The sequence below is a fragment of the Flavobacterium xinjiangense genome (assembly GCF_900142885.1).
Classification (GTDB): Bacteria; Bacteroidota; Bacteroidia; order Flavobacteriales; family Flavobacteriaceae; genus Flavobacterium; species Flavobacterium xinjiangense.
Window position 1 is genome coordinate 1 of record NZ_FRCL01000009.1, and the last position, 22,601, is coordinate 22,601.

Consider the following 22,601-nt stretch of genomic DNA (forward strand, 5'->3'; position numbering starts at 1 on the left):
AAAAGAAACAAAAGATCAAGCCTCAATATTTTTATCCCAAAAATCATCGGTCGTATTACCCTATCGTGACCCCAGCCGCTCGTGTTTCACACTCGACTCTTGGGTCACTCCCTTCTGCCAGCGCTGAAATTCTTACCGTGATTTTCTAGTCTAAAAATATAAGGGCGACCAAAGCGAGTAGTTGTGATTGCTGTTTTTAATTAAAGACAATTTTTCTTTTTGTCTTGATGAAAAAAGTAACAAAAAAATATTCATGGGTTAATATTGTTTTTTGGTATTCATGAATCTTCGATTTCAAGGCTGAAAATAAAAAGCTTAAAAACGATTGTAATTATTTACCTGACTGCCACTTGCAGTCCTCCTTTTAATTTCGAATGTTCCACACCCCCAACTGTTCGTCCTGCGGATTCAACTCGCGGAGTGGTGCTATTTCACTTCTTCTTTGTTTTCTATACGTTTTTTGTTGAGCTTTGCTGTCCAAAATCCATAGGTACTGCGCTGACTGAAGTATTGAATGATTCAATGGCTTTTTTAATTATACGCAATTACGTTTCGTTGAAAAATGAAATTTATAGGAAATGATTTTCGTTAAACCATTCAATACTTCAGAAAAGTAAGAGAAAACTTATTTGCATGAGCCTTATTTTATTCAACTATCAAAATCAGCTATTAGGGTGATTTTTTTGTGAATATTAAATATTATAAGCCACATTAAATGCTGAATATTAGATTGTTACGTGTTTTATTTTTCTATTTACCAGTGTTTTAGTACTTCGAGGCGTAAATAGTACTAAAAGAAGTGGCATATTCTAACTATATTTGCGCACAAAAAAATTTTTTATTTTCAACTCATTCCTGTGAGTTTGAATCGCGTAGCTGTACACTGTAATTAACAATCATTTATCAAAATTGGTTTAAAAAATGAGTTCAATCCTAAAAATAGCGGTAATAGGTCTGGGTTATGTGGGTTTACCATTGGCACGTTTATTTGCAACCAAACATGCTGTTGTCGGATTTGACATCAATGAATCTAGAGTTTTTTCCTTGAAATCAGGTACTGATACAACTTTTGAAGTGAGCGATGCTGCATTACAAGAAGTACTGCTCGATAGACCCAGTGATGCTGTTGGTTTGTATTGCACTTCAGTTTTGGCTGATATTGCCGACTGTAATTATTACATCGTAACGGTGCCAACACCGGTTGATAAAAACAATCGTCCCGATTTAACACCTTTGTATAAGTCAAGTGAAGCAATAGGATCCGTTTTGAAAAAGGGCGATATTGTCATTTATGAATCTACCGTTTATCCTGGGGTCACTGAGGAAGAATGTGTACCTGTTTTGGAAAGAGTTTCGGCACTACGATTTAATGTAGATTTCTTTGCTGGCTATTCCCCAGAGCGAATTAATCCCGGAGACAAAGAACATACGGTAGAGAAAATTTTGAAAGTTACGTCGGGTTCTACCCCTGAGATTGGAATTAAAGTCAATGAATTATATAAAAGTGTCATAACTGCGGGAACGCATTTGGCACCATCAATAAAAGTGGCTGAAGCGGCCAAAGTAATTGAAAACTCACAACGCGATATCAATATCGCTTTTGTGAATGAATTGGCCAAGATATTTAATTTAATGAATATTGACACCCATGCCGTTTTGGAAGCAGCGAGTACTAAATGGAATTTTCTGCCTTTTAAGCCTGGTTTAGTTGGTGGACATTGCATTGGGGTTGATCCTTATTATTTGGCGCAGCGAGCGCAAGAATTTGGGTATCATCCCGAAATTATTTTGGCAGGACGAAGATTGAATGACAGCATGGGGGATATGTTGCCTCTCAGATTGTGAAACTGATGATAAAAAATGGAATTTCAGTGAATGGAGCCACGCTCTTAATGCTTGGAATTACTTTCAAAGAAAATTGTCCTGATGTTCGCAATACAAAGATTGTGGATGTTATTGCCGCATTAACTGATTATGGGATTACAGTAACTATTTACGATCCGTTGGCTGATACAGCTGCTGTAAAAAAAGAATATAACTTAGTTACACTAAATACAATACCTAATGCAAAGTTTGACGCCATTGTTTTGGGTGTAGCTCATGCTGATTTTTTAGATTTGGATTTTTCAATATTTAAAAATTCAAATAGTATTTTGTACGACGTAAAAGGAGTTTTGGGTAATGGTGTGGATGGCAGGTTGTAATAAAAAAATAAAAACACACCCCTAACCTCCCGTCCTAAAAACGGGACAGGCTCTCTCAAGAGGGGAAAGCATTCAAATAACTAATGATGTGGATGGCAGGTTGTAATAAAAAAATAAAAACACACCCCTAACCCCTATAACTCCAGTTAATATTTATTTTGGAGTCGCTGAACCCTAAAAGGTTTCAAGAGGGGAAAGCATTCAAATAACTAATGATGTGGATGGCAGGTTGTAATAAAAAAATAAAAACACACCTTTAACTCCTATAACTCCAGTAAATATTTATTTTGGAGTCGCTGAAGCCTAAAAGGTTTCAAGAGGGGAAAGCGTTCAAATAACTAATGTGGAACATCGATTAACTGGGATCGTGCAACGAATACAATATGGAAAACAAAAAATCAATTATTCACGTGATTCTTACCGGAGGAGTAGGAAGCAGGTTGTGGCCGTTGTCACGTAAGAGTCAACCTAAACAATATTTAGATATTTTTGACGGTAAGTCTTTATTTGAAATGACTGTAGATCGCAATCGCAATATTGCTGATAAAGTGATGGTCGTCGGGAATATTGATAACTGTCATTTGAGCAGAAAAATTCTGGAAAAAACGAGTACGGAGTATATTGATATCATAGAGTCGACGCCAAGAAATACGGCTGCAGCCATAGCATTTGCTGCTTTTGCCGCTGATCCGGACGATATTTTGATTGTAACACCATCGGATCATATTATTGGCGATATGGGAGAATATGAAATGGCAATCCAAGAAGCAGTAGAAAAAGCTACTCAAGGATCCATTGTTACTTTTGGTATTGTACCTACAAAACCGGAAACGGGTTATGGGTATATTGAACGCAAGGGAGATGACGTGATTTCTTTTAGAGAAAAACCGAATAAGGTTTCGGCGCGAGATTTTATAGCCAAAGGAAATTTTCTTTGGAACAGCGGAATGTTTTGTTTTAAAGCAAGCGTTTTGTTGGAAGAATTGAAAGCTTTTCACCCTGAAGTATATGAGAAATCGAAATTGGTTTGGGAAAGTAGTGCCAATGGGAATTTAGATTTAGCACTTTCTATGGATATTCCTTCCATTAGTATTGATTATGCGGTGATGGAGCGAAGTAAGAAAATAAAAGTGGTATCCTCTAAATTTGCTTGGTCTGATTTGGGTTCTTTCGAATCGGTGTATGATTATTTAGTTACGATTGGTCATGTTGTTGATGAAAATGGGAATATGGTGATTGGTACTACCAATTATACTGCTTTTATAGGGGTTAAAGACACTATTTTCGTTTATACGCCAACTGCGAATTTGATTTTGAAAAAGGAATTTTCACAGGATGTGAAAAGTGTGTATAATGCGCTTGAAAGAGAGAATTCGGATTTATTGAATTAAAAAGCCTTTACTGTATTTTGTCATCTCGACGGGAGATCGCATAAGTAGCAAGATAGTCGTAGTAAATGTGGTTTTGTGCTAAGAAGTTAATCTTTACTTTTTTAGCTCACCTAACTTTATTAGAAATGGTGTTTGCTTCGCCTGTTCGCTTCGCTCGGGTGTCTGAATCTTCGATTTCCTTGATGAAAAAAGTAACAAAAAAATCAAGCCTGAAAATAAAAAGCTTAAAAACTACCTTGAAGTTCCATTCCGTGCCCCGAGCCGTTCGTCCTGCGGACTCAACTCGCGGAGCACTGCCATTTTACTTCGTCGTTGTTTTTCTATGCTTTTTATTTAAGGGCGAGTTAAAAGTGGACGTTTAGATTGATAGTACTTTATCAGTCAGCTCGGGGGTCACTCCCTGCTGCCAGCGCATAAACCCAGGTTCTGCATTAGAAATCTACTGCATCTGAATTACTTCACAAAAAAAATATTTTTTATAGGAGTTCAGTGAATGTATTTCTTCTTCAAAACCAAGCACGTACTCCTATTTTTAAAATCAAAATACAAAAGTATTCTTTATTTAAAAATAGTCCGTGAGCACTTGCTTTTTTTGAATAATCCAGCTTCGTAACGAAGTCTAATGAAGAATCTGGGTTGAATTCTTACCGTGATTTTCTGGCCTAAAAAATATAAGGGCGGTTGTAGAAGTATCAATTATATATGCGGCTGTTAGGGTGAAATTCTTTTCGGGATTTTTTAGAGTGGCAACTATAAGGGAGGTTGTAGAAGTGTAAATTATCTATGTGGTTTCTAAAGTGAAATTATTAGCGTGATTTTTTAGTAAAAAAATATAAGGGCGTTGTAGTTTGTCATCTCGACGAAAGGAGAGATCACACAAGTAGATAGATAATTCTACTAGAGCGTATTTTTTATTTGAAGATGATTTTTACTTTTTTAGCTCACTTAACTTTATTAGAAATGGTGTTCGCTGAATCTTCGATTTCCTTGATGAAAAAAGTAACAAAAAAATCAAGTCTTCACTCCCTCGTCGGTCAAATTAGTTTTCGAACACTAAAAGAAAAGAACTCGCTGCGCTCAAACAGCTTTTCTTTTTACGTATTCTTCAAACATTTGACGCTCGACTGCGGAAGTTAAGGACGTTTGAATCTCGTAAATAACAACAATTTTATTTATAATTGAATTCCAAGGTAAAAAAAATATAGCTCGAACTGAGGTGTTGATTTTTAATGTCACTTCGTTTTCAGATCATCATTTTTAGTGTTTCAAAATTTTTTAATTTTGAAATGTATCGAGAAGTCGTGAATTTAGGAATATCCTTTCCAGTTGAAGAGATATAAATTAAGCATTGATAATTTCATTTAATGCCTTGAATATAATTGAAACTAAATATGAATAAAGACATAAAAATATATATTGCGGGACATAACGGTATGGTGGGTAGCGCTATCTGGCGTACGCTGACCGCTAAAGGCTATACTAATCTGATTGGCGCTTCAAGCAAGGAATTGGATCTAAGGAATCAACAAGCAGTAGCTGCTTTTATGGCAAAGGAAAAACCGGAAGTGATTATTGACGCTGCCGCGAAAGTGGGCGGAATATTGGCCAATAATAATTTCCCGTACCAGTTTATTATGGAAAACATGCAAATCCAAAATAATCTAATCGATACCGCTTTACAGTCTGGTGTGGAGAAGTTTATTTTTCTGGGAAGTTCCTGCATTTATCCAAAATTGGCTCCTCAACCATTGAAAGAAGAATATTTGCTTACGGGCCCTTTGGAACCTACTAACGAATGGTATGCTATTGCAAAAATCACCGGTGTAAAAGCCTGTGAAGCCATCCGAAAACAATTTGGAAAAGATTATGTGAGTCTGATGCCAACTAACTTATACGGCACCCATGATAATTTCGATTTAACTTCTTCGCATGTTTTACCAGCGATGATGCGAAAATTTCATGAGGCCAAGGAAAACAACAACGCTCCCGTAACTCTTTGGGGAAGCGGAACGCCTATGAGAGAATTTCTATTTGTCGATGATATGGCTCAGGCCGTTGTTTTTGCTTTAGAAAATAAGTTGCCGGAGTATTTGTATAATGTGGGAACCGGAGAAGATTTGACCATCAAAGATTTGGCTGAGACTATACAAAAGATAACTGGGCACGAGGGAGAAATCATTTGGGATGCCAGCAAACCGGATGGTACGCCAAGAAAATTAATGGATATATCCAAAATGCACGCTTTAGGATGGAAACATCAGGTTCTATTGGAAGAAGGAATACAGAAAACGTATGATTGGTTTGTAGCCAATATACAAAACGTAAAAAAAATAACACTGTAATTGCACAATATCTTTTTTGATACAGTCTCAATTACTTTTTTCTAGTAGCCCATTGCTGTTAAGTTGAGTAAATTCGATCGTCTCTTCGAGTAATTTTGAATATTAATGCGATAGCTTTAATGTTTAAAATTGTATCGAGAAGTCTTATTATTCATAAGGTTCTCGATACTTCCCGGAAATTTCCTATCGTAAATTCCCGCTCAACTCGAACTGACGAATCCCTAAATTTAACCCTAATTACGAACAACGAATAACGAACGATGTCTAACTTTTATTGCCAATCGATTTTCGTCCACCGGAGAACAACGAAGAACGAAGAACGAACAACGAGCAACGAACAGCGAGCAACGAATTAAAAAAATATGGACAATACACAAAAAGTAGCACTAGTAACAGGAATTACAGGTCAAGACGGGTCTTATTTGGCAGAATTATTATTAGAAAAAGGATATATGGTTCATGGTGTTAAACGCCGCGCATCTTCTTTTAATACACAACGTATCGATCATATCTATCAAGATCAGCATGAAGCACATGTTAATTTTAAATTGCATTATGGAGATTTGACTGACTCCACTAACATCATACGAATCATTCAGGAAGTACAGCCAGATGAAATCTATAATTTAGGAGCGATGTCACATGTAAAGGTTTCTTTTGATTCACCGGAATATGTTGCCAATGTAGATGGATTGGGAACCTTGAGAATACTTGAAGCGGTTCGGATTTTAGGTTTATGTAAAAAAACCAGAGTGTATCAGGCTTCTACTTCTGAACTGTATGGTGGATTAGCTGAGAATAAAAATGCGCAAGGTTTTTATGACGAAAACTCACCCTTTTATCCACGTTCTCCTTATGGGGCGGCTAAGATTTATGGTTTTTGGATTACTAAAAACTACCGTGAGGCGTATGATATGTTTGCCTGTAACGGAATTCTTTTTAATCATGAATCTCCAAGACGCGGTGAGACTTTTGTCACCCGCAAGATTACGATGGCAACTGCTGCCATTGCAAAAGGAAAGCAAGATTGCCTTTACTTAGGGAATTTAAATTCACAAAGGGATTGGGGACATGCTAAAGATTATGTAGAAGCGATGTGGCGTATTTTACAGCAAGATGTAGCTGAAGACTATGTGATAGCTACTGGGGTGACTACCTACATTAGAGATTTTGTTCGAATGGCCTTTGCTGAGGTTGGTATAGAATTGAACTTTCAAGGCGAGAATGAAAACGAAATCGCTACAGTAGCCGCTTGTAATAACCCTTTGTATCAGTTGGAAATAGGTACTGTGGTTGTACGTGTAGATCCTGAGTATTACCGTCCAACGGAAGTAGATTTATTAATAGGCGATCCTACCAAATCTAAAACACAATTGGGGTGGAAGCCGCAATATGATCTAGCTGCATTGGTGAAAGAGATGGTCGCGAGTGATTTGAAATTGTATTAGTTTAAAAACCGTATTTCAAAGATGGTTGGAATGCCATTTTAATTATTTTGAGTAGATATTTCTTTTCCAGTAATATAACCAATGGAATTGAACTATACTTGTACATACTAAAGTAGCATGATAAAAAATTTAATAGTATTTGGAACTCGTCCTGAAGCCATAAAAATGGCTCCTTTGGTAAAAGAATTTAATAAGAATAAGGAATTATTTGATACACGAGTTTGCGTAACAGCGCAGCATCGTGAAATGTTGGACCAAGTATTGGATTTTTTTGAGATTATACCTGATTTTGATTTAGATTTAATGAAACCTAACCAGAATCTGTATTCTTTGACTTCTGATATTATATTAGGTTTAAAACCAGTTTTGGAAGAGTTTAAGCCTGACTATGTTTATGTTCATGGAGATACCACTACCACTATGGCAACCAGTATAGCTGCCTTTTATTCGGGCGCTAAAGTGTGTCATGTTGAGGCTGGATTGCGTACCCACAATAAATGGTCTCCATTCCCAGAAGAACTCAATAGACAGATAACGGGTAGAATTGCTGATATTCATTTTGCACCAACAGTTACCTCAAAAGAGAATCTGTTGAAAGAAAATGTAATGACCGATTCCATTATAGTAACAGGAAATACAGTTATTGATGCCCTTTTAGACAGTTCTGTTCGCGTAAATAAAATTCAAAATAATGAGATAGAATTCTTGAAAAAAGAATTGGATTTCACAAAGCGTATCATTTTAGTAACGGGCCACCGTAGGGAGAACCACGGAGATGGTTTTATTAATATTTGTGCTGCTTTAAAGGATATTGCAATCGCAAACCCAGGCGTACAAATAGTATACCCTGTTCATTTAAATCCAAATGTAAAAGGACCAGTTTATGAAATTTTAGGCAATGTTTCAAACATCAAATTGATTGACCCTTTGGCTTATCCTGCTTTTGTTTGGTTGATGAATCAATCCTACTTAATCATTACGGATTCAGGGGGTGTTCAGGAAGAAGCTCCAAGTTTAGGGAAACCCGTTTTAGTTATGCGTGACACGACAGAAAGGCCAGAAGCCGTAGATGCTGGAACAGTTATACTAGTGGGTACTGATAAAAATAAAATTGTAACAGAATGCAATGATTTATTATCAAATACAGTAAGATATGAGCAGATGAGTGCTTTACATAATCCTTATGGGGATGGAAAAGCATGCGAAAGAATAGTCAAATTTATTGAACAATTATAATACAAAATATAATGAATACTCCAAAAGTAGTAACTATCGGTTTAGGATATATTGGATTACCGACATCAGCATTAATCGCTAACAATAACATTGCCGTTCACGGAGTCGATATCAATCAAAAAGTGGTGGATACTATCAATGAAGGGAAAATTCATATTGTAGAGCCTTCTTTAGAAGAAGCGGTTGAAAAGGCAGTTAAAGCAGGTTTTTTAAAAGCAGATACAAGACCAGTTATGGCTGATACGTATTTAATTGTTGTCCCAACACCGTTTAAGGCTAAAAACGAACCAGATATTTCTTTTGTTCAGGCAGCAACTAAATCCATACTTCCTTTATTAAAAGAAGGAGATTTGTATATCATTGAATCAACTTCCCCTATTGGAACTACTGAAAAAATGATGCATTATATCTATTCAGAACGTCCAGAATTGAAAGATAAACTTTATGTAGCGTACTGTCCAGAACGAGTTTTACCAGGAAACGTAATGTATGAATTAGTGCATAACGATCGCGTAATTGGTGGAGTAAATGAAGCTGCCACTAAAAAAGCGGTTGCCTTCTACAGTCAATTTGTAAAAGGGGAATTGCACGAAAGCAATGCGCGTACCGCTGAAATGTGTAAACTAACGGAAAATTCCTCCAGAGATGTACAAATAGCCTTTGCGAATGAGTTGTCCCTGATTTGTGCAAAAGCGGATATTAATGTTTGGGAATTAATTAAACTAGCAAACAAGCACCCACGAGTTAATATATTACAACCTGGTTGTGGGGTTGGGGGACACTGTATAGCGGTTGATCCATATTTTATTGTTGCTGATTATCCTATGGAATCTAAAATCATTGCATCAGCTCGAGAGATAAATAATTATAAATCTTTTTGGTGTGCTGAGCAGGTAAAAACAGCTAAGCTAGAATTCCAAATTAAAGAAGGTCGAAAAGCCAGCGTTGCGATTATGGGATTGGCATTCAAACCTAATATTGATGATTTAAGGGAATCTCCTGCCAAATATATCGCTCAAAGAGTGATGCAAGACGCACATGATGAAGAATATTATATTGTTGAGCCCAATATTCTAGATCATCATGTATTTAAAATATCGAATTATAAAGAAGCTGCAGAAAAAGCCGATATTATTGTGTTCCTAGTAGCTCATAATGAATTTAAATCCTTGAATATCGCAGTTGAAAAAATAGTATTAGATTTTTGTGGTGTGACAAATAAATAATTTTTTCTTGGTTATCTAGTAAAATCAGAAAGATGAGAAAAAAGCGTCTAGCAAAATAATTAGAGTAGATATTTTAATTTCATAAATGTTAAAAAAAATTAAGTTAAAGTTTAAATCCTTTTTTTCGGAAGGGCACAGCAGAACACTACTAGCCAAAAAAAATGTTGCTATTTCATTCTTAATTAAAGGGGGTAGTATATTAATAGGATTAATACTGGTTCCTTTGACTATAAACTATATCAGTCCGACGCAATACGGTATATGGTTAACTTTAAGCTCGATCATTAGTTGGTTCAGTTTTTTTGATATTGGTTTGGGAAATGGACTAAAAAATAAATTGTCGGAGACAAGTGCTTTGGGGCAAAATGAAAAAGGTCAAGTTTATGTAAGTACAACTTATGCAATTTTGATCCTCATTTCTTTTTTTGTGTTTTTGCTTTTCCTTTGTATTAACCCATTTCTTAATTGGAAAGATATACTTAATACCTCAAATTATGAAGGTGAATCATTAAATCTGGTTGCCCTTACGATTGTTAGTTTTTTTTGTATTTCTTTTGTAATACAACTAATTAATACCATACTTGCAGCAAATCATAAACCTGCTAAATCTTCTCTTATTAGTTTAATTGGATCTTTATTTAGTTTAATCCTTATTTTTATCCTCACTAAATATACAGACGCTTCTCTAATTAAACTAGTTTTAGTCCTAGCAGGAGTTCCTCTTATAGTGCAGGTAATTTCAAGCGTTTGGTTGTTCAGGACAAGTCTTATAAGTATTGCACCTAAATTTAAACTAATTGATTTTAAATACGCAAAAGAACTTTTAAGTGTTGGGAGTGTATTTTTTATCATTCAAATTGGTGCTTTGGTTCTTTTTCAAACGGATAATATTGTAATCACGCAATTGTTTGGGCCAAAGGAAGTAACTATTTTTAATATTGCCTATAAACTTTTCTCCGTTGTAATAATGGTATTCACAATAATTATTACTCCATTTTGGAGCGCATTTAGTGATGCATATACCAAAAAAGATATGGATTGGATAAAAGGAGTTATCACAAAAATGCAAAAATATTGGCTTTTATTAATTGTACTAACAATATGTTTGTTATTAATATCGCCTTTAGTATTCCAATTATGGCTTGGAGATAGTGTTAAAATACCATTTACTTTGTCTGTTGCTATGACAATTTATGTAATTGCTTATACATGGCAGACCATCCATGTTTTTTTATTAAATGGAATTGGAAAAGTTAGATTACAGCTCTACTTGGTTGTAATTAGTGCTGTTGTTAATATTCCTCTTGCGATTTTTTTAGGAAAAAAAATTGGATTGGCAGGTATAACTTTTTCTAATGCAATACTTTTTATTATAATGGGAATAATTTTCTCAATTCAATGTAAAAAAATATTAAATAATTCAGCGTCAGGAATATGGTTAAAATAAATATATATTTTTTTTTTAAAAATGTTTTTGAACTTGTGAAAATAGTTTTTCTAAGAAAGGAGATTAGTTGGGATTATTTGTCGTTAAAAATTAATGATTCAAAAATTAGTAAAGAAGCTAAAATTTATGGACCGTGTTCTATAAAAAATATATCAGTGGGCAAGGGTACTTATATCAGTATGAATTCAAGCATCTCATATGCAACTATTGGCAAATTTTGTTCTATTGGTCCTAATATGGTTTGTGGTTGGGGAATACATCCCTTGCAAGGTATCTCAACTTCTCCTGTCTTTTATTCTACTTTAAAACAGGTAGGTTATACATATGCCGAGGCTAATTTAGTTGATGAAAGAAAACCAATAACTATTGGTAATGACGTTTTTATTGGTGCTAACGTAACAATTTTAGATGGAGTAACTATTGGCGATGGTGCTGTAATTGGAGCTGGGGCCGTAGTAAATATAGATATTCCTGCCTACGCAGTTGCTGTTGGTTGTCCAATAAAAATTATTAAATATAGATTCAGCGATGATATCATAAAAAAACTATTGCAACTTCAATGGTGGAATAAAGAGGATGATTATCTAAAAAAACTATGTCCTAATTTTTTTGATGTTGAGAGTATAATAGAAGAAAGAGCTTAGTTGTGATTTACTTAGAATAAATTTGGTGCAAAATAAATTCAAATTACATCAAATTAGTAAAACGTATTTTTATGAGAGAAACGTTAGTAAATCCATGAATTGTGATAATTTTTTACCGTTTTATTATGATTGTATGTAAGAATGAAATATGGGCTGGTAACCCTGCCAAGTTTATTAGGAAAAATAATATTATATGATTTGTTATCTATTTGTAGTTCTTTGTATTATTGAGTTTGTAAAAAAAAGATACTTCAATGCTTTGATGTTTTTCTTTTTTTTATTTCTGGAAGGATTTCAGATTATTCCTATGGATATAATAACGCTAGGATTTTTCTCAGGCTATTCAGGAGATGCAGCTTTGCTCATTTTTTTTATTCTTCTTATTATAAGAGGTAAGTATTGGATGAACAATAGTATAAAGAATACGCTATTTTCTAAAACCATTTTTCTATTTCTGTTTATTTTGTCTTTGAATATGTTATATGGTCTTGCCAAAGGATATTCATTTGGTGATGTGTTTAAAGGAGCGAGATTATACCTTTTTTTACCAGGATTTCTTATGTTTACTGAAATCCCTTTACCCGTTTTTATACGAGTATTTAGGGTTCTCATTATAATAACTTTTTTTCAATCATTATTGTTCCTTCTTCAAGTTGTCACGGGTGTTACATTATTGCAAGGTCCTAAAGAGTTGTTCATGGATGATATTCAATATACCCGTTTCTATAATCTTCCAAAATTGCTTGACTTTTCGATGGCTATATGTTTGTTTTGGTTTCCTTTTAAATTATCAAAGTTAATTAGGTTTATTTTTATTGGAGTTTTTGCTTTGACGATCATCGCTCCATTGCATAGATCATATATAATAATGTGGTTCGTTGTCTTAGCGCTTTATTCCTTTTTTTACAATAATAGTTCTAAAAAAGTTCTGTATTTTTTGGCAATATCAACGGTTGCATTTATTCTTTCAACTCTTGAACTAATAAGGAATAGGTTTTCAGATGCTCTTGATCAAATAGCAGTCTTAACTACTGTCTATACTAGCGGAAAGGTGGAGGAAACCGGTACTTTTGCATACAGGGTCGCCCACTTATTAGAACGTTTATCATATATCAATTCGCAATCGTTGGGATGGTTTTTCGGAATTGGTTTATTGGATGAAAAAAGCCCGGAAGTTGCATCTTTACCTTTAAAAATAGGTTTGCCTGATCCCATCACCGGAGGTATAGTGAAGGTTTATACTCCTGATTTAGTATGGTCCTTGCTTATTCTAACTATGGGCTACGTTGGTGCTATTTTCTACATGGCTATTTTTATAAATATATTCAGAAAGTATTCGAAAAATATAAAAAGTATTGAAATATCTAAAGTCATTTTTATATTAGTATTGTTACCTATACTTTTATCTTTTGCTTCAAATACGCTTTTAAATCCGATCTTTTTTATACCAGTCTTTATTCTTATACTAATAATAGAGAAGATGAAATTTAACAATGGAGTGCTAACTCAAAAATAAACAAATAAAATGATTTCAATAATTACAGTAGTTTATAACGGAGAAAAGACAATAAAGGATACACTGGATAGCGTTTGTTGTCAATCGCTGTTACCAGCAGAATATATAATAGTTGATGGACTTTCTACCGATGGAACTATTGCTATTGTTAAAGAATACATGCTTAAATATCCTTTTATCAAATATATTTCAGAAAAAGATTCTGGTATTTATGATGCCATGAACAAGGGTATCCAGTTAGCTAATGGTAAATTAATAGGTATTATCAATAGCGATGATTGGTATGAAACTAATGCACTAGAGAAGATGTGGGATGCTTATGTGGGCACCGGATCTGGAATTTATTATGGTATTCAGCGAAATATAATTGATGAGAAAGAATTTTATTTGGAAAGAGCAAGTCATGAATTTTTGGCTGAAAAAATGATTCCCCATCCTTCCACTTTTGTTAGTAGTGATATTTATAAGGAATTTGGAGTTTTTGATTTAAAATTTGCTTTTTCGGCTGACTTAGAATTGTTAATCCGTTTTTCAAAATTAAATATTCCATTTTATAAATTGGATTCAATAATTTCAAATTTTAGAATAGGTGGCGCTTCCTCCACACCAAAAGCAGCTATGGAATCTCTATTTATTAGAAAGAATTATGGACATATTAATCTAAAGCGATATTATTTTAGTTTATTTAAATTTAAACTGAAACTTTTAATGAATTATTAAAATGGACAATAAATTAAATCCTAAAATAATTGTTTTGCCTTCATTTTATCCAATGGATTTTCATTATACCAGAGGAGGTTTCTTTGAAGAACAAACGAGATTAATTAAAAAAAGTGGTGCGGATGTTACTGTGATTTTTAATGAGGATCGATCTATGAAATCTTTTAGTTTAAGAAAGTTTAAGGATATCCATTTTCAGAAGCAATTTAAAATTGAAGAAAATCTACCAGTGTTAAGAAGGCTGAATTGGAATATAGTTCCAACAAAATTTGACTTTGGATGTAAATTTTGGGTAAAAAATTCCATAAATTTAGTTGAATCCTATATAAAGGAATATGGTAAGCCAGATTTGTTTCATGTTCACTGTGTTTTTAATGCAGGTCGCGTTGCAAAATATTTAAAAGAAAAATATAACATCCCATACATAATTACTGAACATTCAACTTTTTTTGCGTTATCAAATATTTCTATTGCTCAAAAAAAAAAGGCTTATGATATTTATAATAATGCTGAGCAGGTTGTTGTTGTAAGTCAACCTTTCAGAAAATTGTTAGCAGAAAAAACGGGTTTTAATATTAATAGAATTGATGTCATTCCTAATTTTATTGATACAGATTATTTTGATCCTAATTTTACAAGCACCTTAAATGGTTTAGAAAATTCAAAAATAATATTTACAGTTTGTCATCACAGTTATAAGAAAAGATTGGATAGACTTTTGGAAGCTTTCAAAATTGTTGCAGAACAATTTCCTGAGTGGAAATTAATTATTGGTGGTAATGGAGATGAAACTAATATTTTAAAAGGCAAAACAAAAGAATTAAACCTTCAAGAGAAAGTATCTTTTGTCGGTTTTCTAACAAAAGAGCAGGTTAAGGACTACATGAAAAAAGCCAATATATTTGTTTTACCAAGTGATGTCGAAACCTTTGGTGTAGTAGTAATTGAAGCAATGGCTATGGGTTTACCGGTTGTTGCAACGGCATCAGGTGGTCCTGAGGATATTGTTACTAAAGAAACTGGTATTATAGTGGAACGAAATTCAGAAAGTCTAGCAAAAGGTATAATCGAAGTAATATTTAACTATGGGTTTTATAATAAAGTAAAAATACGTTCATACGTTGTAAATAATTTCAGTGGTCAAACAGTAGCAAGTAAGTATATAAAATTGTACTATAAGGCAACTTCAGCCCAATAATAGATTATTTAATTAGTTTAAAAACATTAGTTTATGAAGATTTTTTTCATGGTACCCTTAGTAACTCATTATAGAGAAACATTTTTTCAAAAATTGATTTCTATGCATCCCGAACACGAATGGTTGATCATTGATGGAGAAAAAAAAGTGGATGATGGTAGGCCTAATTATAACAAGAAGTTTGATTTTCCACATAAGAGATTTGTGGAAACTATTAAAAAAGTGGGGCCGTTTTCACTGCGAAATTATCCGGGATTATTAGAGTTTATTAAAATTGAAAAACCAGAAATGATTCTTTTGCCTGGTATCGTTGGAACCAAAGCTTATAGAGATTTAGCACATTTGGCACGAAATAAAACTTTTAAATTGGTAATGTGGTCTTGTCTTTGGGAGCATCCTGATGTTAAGAGTAGTTGGCTAAATGGTTTTAAAAAAAATATTTCCAAAAAATATTTTAATAGTGCTAGTTATCAAATTACTTATAGTTCTTATGCGAAAAAAAGATTAATAGAATATGGTTTTCCGGAAGAAAAAGTTGCGATTGCCTTTAACGGTATTGAATTAGATGGTTTGGAAGCTTTACGAATGGATCAGTTAAAGTTTTCAGAATTGAAACGAAAATTAAATATTGAAGAAGGAAAAAATATTTTTTTATGTGTGGGTGGTTTGGGCGCAGATAAAAATGTATTGTTATTATTAAAGGCTATTTTATTATTAAAAAAACAAAATCTGACACAATCTTTTATTTTACTCATTATTGGAGATGGTCCCGAGGCTAAAAGGCTTAATGATTTTGTTTTTGAGAATACGCTATATGACGAGGTAAAGTTTTTAGGCAGAATTGTTGATGGTATAGATGATTATTTTCAGTGTAGTGATTGTTTAATATTACCAGGAGCAGGCGGTTTGTCATTAAATCAAGCGATGTATTGGGAAAAGCCATGTATAGTATCACATGCTGACGGTACAGAAGATGATTTGATAATAGACGATGTTACAGGATTTAGATTTGATAATGATAATGTAATTTCATTAAGTGAGGCTATATTACGGTTCTTAAATAGCTCTCTAGATGACTTAAAACTAATGGGAGAAAAGGGGAATGCCTTAATAAGAAGCCAAAGTAACGTTGATCAAATGGTTAAAACCTTTGGGAAGGTTATTACTTTTATTAGATAATAAAAAAGAGGATTGTCAAGTTTTTAATTCTCAAGAGATTTTTTCTTTACGTCACAGAATAAAATATGAAATCGTTAATTAAAAAAAAATGAAAATTCTTATCATTCATACCCATTATCAATTACATGGTGGTGAAGATTCTGTAGTAGAGCAAGAAATAGAATTGTTGAAAAAGAAGCATGATGTCTTAGTATTGTTTTTTCAAAATCAGGGTGGTTGGAAAGGAGCCTTACAATTTATTGGTTCAATTTGGAATATTAGCGCAGCAAAAAAAGCAGTACAGAAGATTCATGGATTTAAGCCAGATATCGTGCATATACACAATTGGCATTTTGCACTGGGACCTTTTATTTTTAGAGAAATACATCGTTTAAATATCCCAATTGTTCATACCGTTCATAATTATCGTTTGTTATGTCCTTCGGCAATACTTTTGAATAAAGGAAAATTATTTACAGACAGTTTGCAACAATCATTTGCCTGGAGTGCAGTGCGCAATAAAGTGTATCGTTCTTCAATTGTACAAACATTTTTGCTCGCTTTTGTAGTGTGGTTTCATAAGACAATAGGGACTTGGAAAAAAATTAATTGCTACATATGTTTAACCCCTTTTGCTGTTGAGCTATTCCAACAATCTAATTTTATGGTTTCAAAAGAGCATTTTACAGTAAAGCCAAATTTTAGAATTGCTCCAATTATTGATAGTACAATTAAAAAAGAATCACATTTTCTGTTTATTGGACGCTTATCTGAAGAAAAAGGAATTGATGTTTTATTAGATGCTTTCAAAGGACTGCCATTTTTGATTAAAATTGCAGGGGAAGGACCTTTGCAAGAGCTAGTTGAAAAAACAGCTAAACAATTTTCTAATATTAGTTACTTAGGCAATCTAAGTTGTGAAAAAATTGTAACAGAATTACAAAAAACGGAAGCCTTAATAGTTCCTTCGGTGTGTTATGAAGGAATGCCAATGACAATAATAGAAGCTTTCTCAGTTGGTACTCCTGTAATAGCTTCTAATTTAGGTGCGATGAGCTCAATGATTTTAAACGAAAAGAATGGTTTTCATTTTGAATCAGCTAACGTGAATGATTTAAAAAAAACTATTGCTAAGTTCCATATGCTTTCTGATTCAATAAAAAAAGAAATGAGATATAATGCTTTTAAGAGTTACACAGAAAAATATTCGCCAGATTTACAACAAGAATATTTTGATGCTATTTATAATAATCTTTTAATAAGAGAATAATATTTTTTTTTAAGAAAAAGGTTTAATATTTTTAATTAATAATGACTAATTCAATGCCTACTGTTTATTTACAGGATTATGCTGTTTTTAGTGGTGATTTAAAGAGATGCTTTATTTCAGATAAAACGTTAATAAATACCATTAATCAATATTCCTATTGCATTGCGGAGCGGGATGCTGTCTTTAAAACGGCCTTACAACAATCGGATATTTTATTACCTGACGGTATAGGCATTGTTGCAGCAGTTAAATTGTTGAGCGGCCAGAAAATAACAAAAATTGCTGGAGCAGATATCCATCATTATTTGTTAGAGGAACTGAATAGAAAAGGAGGAAGTTGTTTTTATTTGGGATCTACTGATAACACCTTAAAAAAAATTGTAGCACGACTTTCAAAAGAGTTCCCGAATGTTAAAGTATGTACTTTTTCTCCACCCTACAAACCCGAATTTTCAGACACCGATAATTTGCAAATGTTGGAAGCAGTAAATGTCTTTCAACCAGATGTTTTGTTCATTGGTATGACAGCACCAAAACAGGAAAAATGGAGCTATCAGCATAAAACTAAATTAGACGCTAAGATTATTTGTTCTATTGGTGCCGTTTTTGATTTTTATGCAGGAACTGTAGATAGACCCTCTCCTTTTTGGATCAAATTGCAATTGGAATGGTTTATTCGTCTTTGCAATGAACCTAAACGCATGTGGAAACGATATTTGTATTACGGCCCATTATTTGTCAAATCAATTATTCTACAAAAAATAAAATCCTTTACATAACAATGTCAAACTTTACTATTTCAATGAAAAGCATTTATAAGCTGCTAACAGCAAGCGTACTATTATTTACAGCATTCACCTTGTCTAATTGCGAAACAGAAACAGTTAAACCAACTAATTCGCAAACAAATATTTTAAATGTAAAACCCAACGATTCTATAGTAAATGTAACAGTTTCTGTAGGTCCAGTGCTTGATTCTATTCAATCTCTTGATTTAAAAAGCATTGATTTTAAACCGTCAAATCAACCTCTCAGTTTTCCGTCTATTGCCATTGGTGATATAGTTGGGAATGGTAATAGCCGTAATATAATTTCATTGACAAATTCAGGGTGGACGCATCCCTCTGTTTTATATTTTGACACTGCCTGGAATGGTTATCATTATTGGTGCGCCATTACACCCTATCCAAACAGTGATGCACAATATGAAAATCCTCATATATTTTGTTCAAATGACGGAATTACATGGAATGAACCGATTAACATTGTTAATCCAATAGAATACTCTCCTGCAGGTTTGGCCTATAGTTCGGATGTGAATTTGATGTTCAAGGATGGTTGTTTATATTGTTATTGGAGAGATAATAATATTACTGTAAACGGACTATTAAGAAGAGCTCTTTTAGTTAAAAAAAGTTTTGATGGGGTCAATTGGACACCTAAAGAATTGGTAGCAAGTTGGCCTACTAGTGGTATTGATGTTATAGCACCTTCTGTTCTAAAAAATGGGAATGATTATTATTGTTACGGTGTTTGCAACGGCGAAGCTATTCAAGGTAGTTATTATACTCAATATTGTATACGTAGAACTGTTAGTAAGAGTGAACTTAAATTTACAATAGACAGAAATAAGGGTTATGAATTAATTAATATTGAAGGAAGACCCTGGGGTAACAAGCAAGAACCTTGGCATACAGATGTTCAAAAAATAGGTAATATATGGTTAATACTTGTTGCTACAACTGATAATGGTCAGTATGGCGCTAATAGCCGTTTATTTTTAGGTTACTCATTGGATGGGTTGAATTTCTCTTTTAATGACAAACCGCTTTGTAATTCAATTGGAACTTATAAAAGTGGATTTGTACCAACCTATGATCGTCAGAATAAAAGAATGATAATTCAACTATGGCGGACCTCACTTGCAAATAACTGGCAAGTTTTTTACGATGAATTTTTTATAAATATTACTTAAAAACTAATTCAATTAGCCACTATACAGACTCGTTAAAATAAAAAAGATACTAACGGGTATTTAGAATAGTGTTTGATTAACTACATAAAATATAATTCTCATCATTTCAACGTTGTAAACTAATTTGTTTTTTATAGGCATTATTGCACCCAAACTACAGATATGAAGGTTGTGTCCATAAAATATAACCGGATGCTAAGCTCTAGTGGTTTTTTTTTAGCTTTTACTCCGGTGCTGTACAAGAACCGAAAACAATGTGGAAAGGTATTTGTATTTGGTTCCGTTTTTATCAAATTGATTGTGAGGGAGAAATTTAATCATATAGCAAAAAAATTAATCGTTTAACCGTTTAAGAAAAGGGAAGGTTATTTTTCGCTTACTCAAAAAAAAAGATTGCAATCGATTAAGCAATTAAACAAATAGCCGAGCGTAATCCCAAAAATTAAAAGTAAAATAGAAATCTCCAATAAGTTATGTCATTATTAAAAGAGTTATCTGCTTACCGTTTTTCCCGCTATTTCAAACTATGTTTTGTACTTTGGGATCTGGTTTTATTGAACGGCGCTATTATTCTATCCTTTCTGGTTCGTTATCAGAGTTTAGAACGGATGCATCTTAAGGAAGTAAGAACCATTTCTTTATTATCGAACCTGCTTTGGGTTTTTTTATTGGTGTACAAAGATGCCTATAGAATCATTCGGATTGAGCGGATCGAGTCCATATTGATACGCATGATAAAGCATATAACGATTCATCTATCGCTGGTTGCTGTATTTGTGACTGTTTTGAAATTTTCGGAGATTTCACGTTTGCGCATCCTGTATTTTTATTTGATTTTTTTTATTTTGCTTTTTGTGTCCCGTGTGCTGTTCATGAAATTTTTAAAATACATCCGGGCAGAAGGCTATAATTTCAAAAACGTAATTATAGTAGGAGCCAATGATGCCGGGGAGAATATGCGCAAGATACTGTCAAAAGATTTGACTTATGGGTATAGAATACTAGGGTTTTTTGATGATAAAGTAGATCCATTTGCGCCAATAGGAGCGCCTATACTAGGTGGATTTGATGCTATTCAAGATTATATCAGTACTAACAACATCGATGAAATGTACATTGCGTTACACATTGATCGTATTAAAACCATTCATCAATTAACGGCCTTGTGCGAACGGCATATGGTGCGTATCAAGTTTATTCCTGATTTCCAGCAATACACCCGATCCCGTAAGGTTGAAATTACTTTTTATGAAAATACGCCGGTATTGATGTTGCGTAAGGAGCCGTTGGAAGGATCCCTTAATCGACTGTTGAAAAAAACAGTTGATCTTTGTTTTTCTCTTGGGGTAATTGTTTTGATTTTCCCCTGGTTGTTCCCCATACTAATTATTCTAATCAAATTGGATTCTCCTGGCCCGATTTTTTTTAGACAAAAGCGCTCCGGTCGTGATAATAAAGAATTTTGGTGTTTGAAATTCCGCACGATGCGGATGAATTCGGCTGCAGATCATGTTCAGGCGACAGTTGGTGACAAAAGAGTTACTAGGCTAGGGGCATTTATGCGTAAAACCAATATCGATGAATTGCCGCAGTTTTTTAATGTTTTTTGGGGTACTATGTCTGTTATTGGTCCGCGACCCCATATGCTAATTCATACCGAACAATACTCTGAGTTAATTAATAATTATCTGGTGCGTCATTATGCCAAACCGGGTATTTCGGGTTGGGCACAAGTAAACGGTTTTAGAGGTGAAACTAAAGAATTGATCGAAATGAAAGACCGAGTTGATTATGATATTTGGTATATTGAAAACTGGAGTCTTTTATTAGATATGAAAATTATTTATCTTACGGTTTATAATGTGTTTAAGGGGGAGGAGAAGGCTTATTAGTGTTCAGTTTCAGTGTTCAGTGTTCAGTGTTCAGGTTTTAGTGATCAGTGATCAGTGATCAGTGATCAGTTTCAGTGTTCAGTGATCAGTTTTCAGTGATCAGGTTTCAGTGATCAGGTTTCAGTGATCAGTGTTCAGTTTTCAGTTTTCAGTTTTCAGTGTTCAGTGATCAGTTTTCAGTGAACACTGAACACTGATCAGTGATCAGTGTTCAGTGTTCAGTGTTCAGTGTTCAGTGAACAGTTTTCAGTGTTCAGTATTCAGTGTTCAGTGTTCAGTGTTCAGTGAACAGTTTTCAGTGATCAGTGATCAGTTTTCAGTGATCAGTGTTCAGGTTTTAGTGATTAGTCATCAGTGTTAAGGGTTTGTGATCCGTTTTTAGTATTCCGTTCTTAGTTTCCGTTTTCGGTGGTTAGTGAATGTGAGTTGGAATTGTGTGTAATGTGTTCAAACGAGAGTAATAGGCGTACTAATTAAGAGGGTTATTCGGTTATATTGATATGAAATACTAAAGTTGTAATTAATGCGGCGTATTCCCCTCTTGAGAGGGGTTAGGGGTGTGTTCTTTTGTTTTAAGTCACTATTCTGTGTAATGTTCCAGATAGCTATCGGAACACTCGAATGGACCCGTCTATAAAAACTCACAGAGGCTCAATTAAATACTGAATACGGGTTGTTGCAACAAACCCATTAAAAAAAACGTACTAAAAGACACCGTATATCGAGACGATTTTTGGATATTTTTGTACTTTTCTACTGCTGATTAAAAATAAACACACCCCTAACCCCTCTCAAGAGGGGAATTTGTCGGTGCTTTTGTATTTATTCAGAGTTAAAAAAAATTCCAAATTTTAAAACCGGCAATTTTTTCAGTTCGGTTTTTAAAAGCGAACTGCATATAGGATATTTTTGTACTTTTCTGCTGCTGATTAAA

15 protein-coding genes and 1 pseudogene are annotated in these 22,601 nt (G+C 33.7%); all 16 read left to right on the forward strand.

Annotated elements, in window-relative coordinates:
- Nucleotides 1-921: 921 nt before the first annotated feature.
- The 16 genes and pseudogenes from BUC23_RS11445 to BUC23_RS11520 all read left to right on the forward strand — a co-directional run bounded on the left by BUC23_RS11445 (nucleotide 922) and on the right by BUC23_RS11520 (nucleotide 21,667).
- Nucleotides 922-2,204, forward strand: a pseudogene (locus BUC23_RS11445) (nucleotide sugar dehydrogenase).
- 383 nt (nucleotides 2,205-2,587) lie between these two features.
- Nucleotides 2,588-3,595 carry a mannose-1-phosphate guanylyltransferase gene (locus tag BUC23_RS11450; protein ID WP_073209549.1) on the forward strand — a complete coding sequence of 336 codons (1,008 nt, stop codon included), beginning with the start codon at nucleotides 2,588-2,590 and terminating at the stop codon, nucleotides 3,593-3,595.
- A 1,391-nt stretch (nucleotides 3,596-4,986) separates the two neighbouring features.
- Entirely contained in the window at nucleotides 4,987-5,937 is a 951-nt protein-coding gene (locus BUC23_RS11455) for a GDP-L-fucose synthase family protein (RefSeq protein ID WP_073209551.1), read from the forward strand.
- A gap of 362 nt (nucleotides 5,938-6,299) precedes the next feature.
- Nucleotides 6,300-7,385, forward strand: coding sequence for a GDP-mannose 4,6-dehydratase (gene gmd / locus BUC23_RS11460; RefSeq protein ID WP_073209553.1), 1,086 nt, complete (start codon nucleotides 6,300-6,302; stop codon nucleotides 7,383-7,385).
- Nucleotides 7,386-7,502: 117 nt separating this feature from the next.
- Nucleotides 7,503-8,621 carry a non-hydrolyzing UDP-N-acetylglucosamine 2-epimerase gene (gene wecB / locus BUC23_RS11465; RefSeq protein ID WP_073209555.1) on the forward strand — a complete coding sequence of 373 codons (1,119 nt, stop codon included), beginning with the start codon at nucleotides 7,503-7,505 and terminating at the stop codon, nucleotides 8,619-8,621.
- A gap of 11 nt (nucleotides 8,622-8,632) precedes the next feature.
- Nucleotides 8,633-9,847 (forward strand): UDP-N-acetyl-D-mannosamine dehydrogenase, encoded by a 1,215-nt coding sequence (wecC, locus tag BUC23_RS11470; RefSeq protein ID WP_073209556.1) that lies wholly within the window; start codon nucleotides 8,633-8,635, stop codon nucleotides 9,845-9,847.
- 85 nt (nucleotides 9,848-9,932) lie between these two features.
- The gene (locus BUC23_RS11475; protein WP_084538337.1) at nucleotides 9,933-11,294 is read left to right on the forward strand and encodes a lipopolysaccharide biosynthesis protein; all 1,362 of its coding nucleotides are present in this window, start codon (nucleotides 9,933-9,935) and stop codon (nucleotides 11,292-11,294) included.
- Between the two features lie 179 nt (nucleotides 11,295-11,473).
- Complete coding sequence (locus BUC23_RS11480; RefSeq protein ID WP_244153800.1) at nucleotides 11,474-11,938, forward strand: CatB-related O-acetyltransferase; 465 nt, start codon at nucleotides 11,474-11,476, stop codon at nucleotides 11,936-11,938.
- A gap of 193 nt (nucleotides 11,939-12,131) precedes the next feature.
- A complete protein-coding gene (locus BUC23_RS11485; protein WP_139259845.1) occupies nucleotides 12,132-13,454 on the forward strand; it encodes an oligosaccharide repeat unit polymerase in 1,323 nt (440 codons plus the stop codon).
- A 9-nt stretch (nucleotides 13,455-13,463) separates the two neighbouring features.
- Nucleotides 13,464-14,174 (forward strand): glycosyltransferase family 2 protein, encoded by a 711-nt coding sequence (locus BUC23_RS11490; RefSeq protein WP_073209562.1) that lies wholly within the window; start codon nucleotides 13,464-13,466, stop codon nucleotides 14,172-14,174.
- A 1-nt stretch (nucleotide 14,175) separates the two neighbouring features.
- Nucleotides 14,176-15,372 (forward strand): glycosyltransferase, encoded by a 1,197-nt coding sequence (locus BUC23_RS11495; protein WP_073209563.1) that lies wholly within the window; start codon nucleotides 14,176-14,178, stop codon nucleotides 15,370-15,372.
- Nucleotides 15,373-15,405: 33 nt separating this feature from the next.
- Nucleotides 15,406-16,551 carry a glycosyltransferase family 4 protein gene (locus BUC23_RS11500; RefSeq protein ID WP_084538338.1) on the forward strand — a complete coding sequence of 382 codons (1,146 nt, stop codon included), beginning with the start codon at nucleotides 15,406-15,408 and terminating at the stop codon, nucleotides 16,549-16,551.
- Nucleotides 16,552-16,639: 88 nt separating this feature from the next.
- Complete coding sequence (locus BUC23_RS11505; RefSeq protein WP_073209567.1) at nucleotides 16,640-17,800, forward strand: glycosyltransferase; 1,161 nt, start codon at nucleotides 16,640-16,642, stop codon at nucleotides 17,798-17,800.
- 41 nt (nucleotides 17,801-17,841) lie between these two features.
- A complete protein-coding gene (locus BUC23_RS11510) occupies nucleotides 17,842-18,579 on the forward strand; it encodes a WecB/TagA/CpsF family glycosyltransferase (protein ID WP_073209568.1) in 738 nt (245 codons plus the stop codon).
- Nucleotides 18,580-18,602: 23 nt separating this feature from the next.
- The gene (locus BUC23_RS11515) at nucleotides 18,603-19,775 is read left to right on the forward strand and encodes a hypothetical protein (protein WP_139259847.1); all 1,173 of its coding nucleotides are present in this window, start codon (nucleotides 18,603-18,605) and stop codon (nucleotides 19,773-19,775) included.
- A 473-nt stretch (nucleotides 19,776-20,248) separates the two neighbouring features.
- The gene (locus BUC23_RS11520; protein ID WP_084538339.1) at nucleotides 20,249-21,667 is read left to right on the forward strand and encodes an undecaprenyl-phosphate glucose phosphotransferase; all 1,419 of its coding nucleotides are present in this window, start codon (nucleotides 20,249-20,251) and stop codon (nucleotides 21,665-21,667) included.
- Nucleotides 21,668-22,601: the final 934 nt, after the last annotated feature.

What these genes read in the sequence shown, in the direction of transcription:
- BUC23_RS11485 (WP_139259845.1), top strand. Translation starts at nt 12,132, where the DNA reads ATGATTTGTTATCTATTTGTAGTTCTTTGTATTATTGAGTTTGTAAAA.
- BUC23_RS11450 (WP_073209549.1), top strand. Translation starts at nt 2,588, where the DNA reads ATGGAAAACAAAAAATCAATTATTCACGTGATTCTTACCGGAGGAGTA.
- BUC23_RS11455 (WP_073209551.1), top strand. Translation starts at nt 4,987, where the DNA reads ATGAATAAAGACATAAAAATATATATTGCGGGACATAACGGTATGGTG.
- BUC23_RS11515 (WP_139259847.1), top strand. Translation starts at nt 18,603, where the DNA reads ATGAAAAGCATTTATAAGCTGCTAACAGCAAGCGTACTATTATTTACA.
- wecC (WP_073209556.1), top strand. Translation starts at nt 8,633, where the DNA reads ATGAATACTCCAAAAGTAGTAACTATCGGTTTAGGATATATTGGATTA.
- BUC23_RS11505 (WP_073209567.1), top strand. Translation starts at nt 16,640, where the DNA reads ATGAAAATTCTTATCATTCATACCCATTATCAATTACATGGTGGTGAA.
- BUC23_RS11500 (WP_084538338.1), top strand. Translation starts at nt 15,406, where the DNA reads ATGAAGATTTTTTTCATGGTACCCTTAGTAACTCATTATAGAGAAACA.
- BUC23_RS11475 (WP_084538337.1), top strand. Translation starts at nt 9,933, where the DNA reads ATGTTAAAAAAAATTAAGTTAAAGTTTAAATCCTTTTTTTCGGAAGGG.
- BUC23_RS11480 (WP_244153800.1), top strand. Translation starts at nt 11,474, where the DNA reads ATGAATTCAAGCATCTCATATGCAACTATTGGCAAATTTTGTTCTATT.
- BUC23_RS11490 (WP_073209562.1), top strand. Translation starts at nt 13,464, where the DNA reads ATGATTTCAATAATTACAGTAGTTTATAACGGAGAAAAGACAATAAAG.
- wecB (WP_073209555.1), top strand. Translation starts at nt 7,503, where the DNA reads ATGATAAAAAATTTAATAGTATTTGGAACTCGTCCTGAAGCCATAAAA.
- BUC23_RS11510 (WP_073209568.1), top strand. Translation starts at nt 17,842, where the DNA reads ATGACTAATTCAATGCCTACTGTTTATTTACAGGATTATGCTGTTTTT.
- gmd (WP_073209553.1), top strand. Translation starts at nt 6,300, where the DNA reads ATGGACAATACACAAAAAGTAGCACTAGTAACAGGAATTACAGGTCAA.
- BUC23_RS11520 (WP_084538339.1), top strand. Translation starts at nt 20,249, where the DNA reads ATGTCATTATTAAAAGAGTTATCTGCTTACCGTTTTTCCCGCTATTTC.
- BUC23_RS11495 (WP_073209563.1), top strand. Translation starts at nt 14,176, where the DNA reads ATGGACAATAAATTAAATCCTAAAATAATTGTTTTGCCTTCATTTTAT.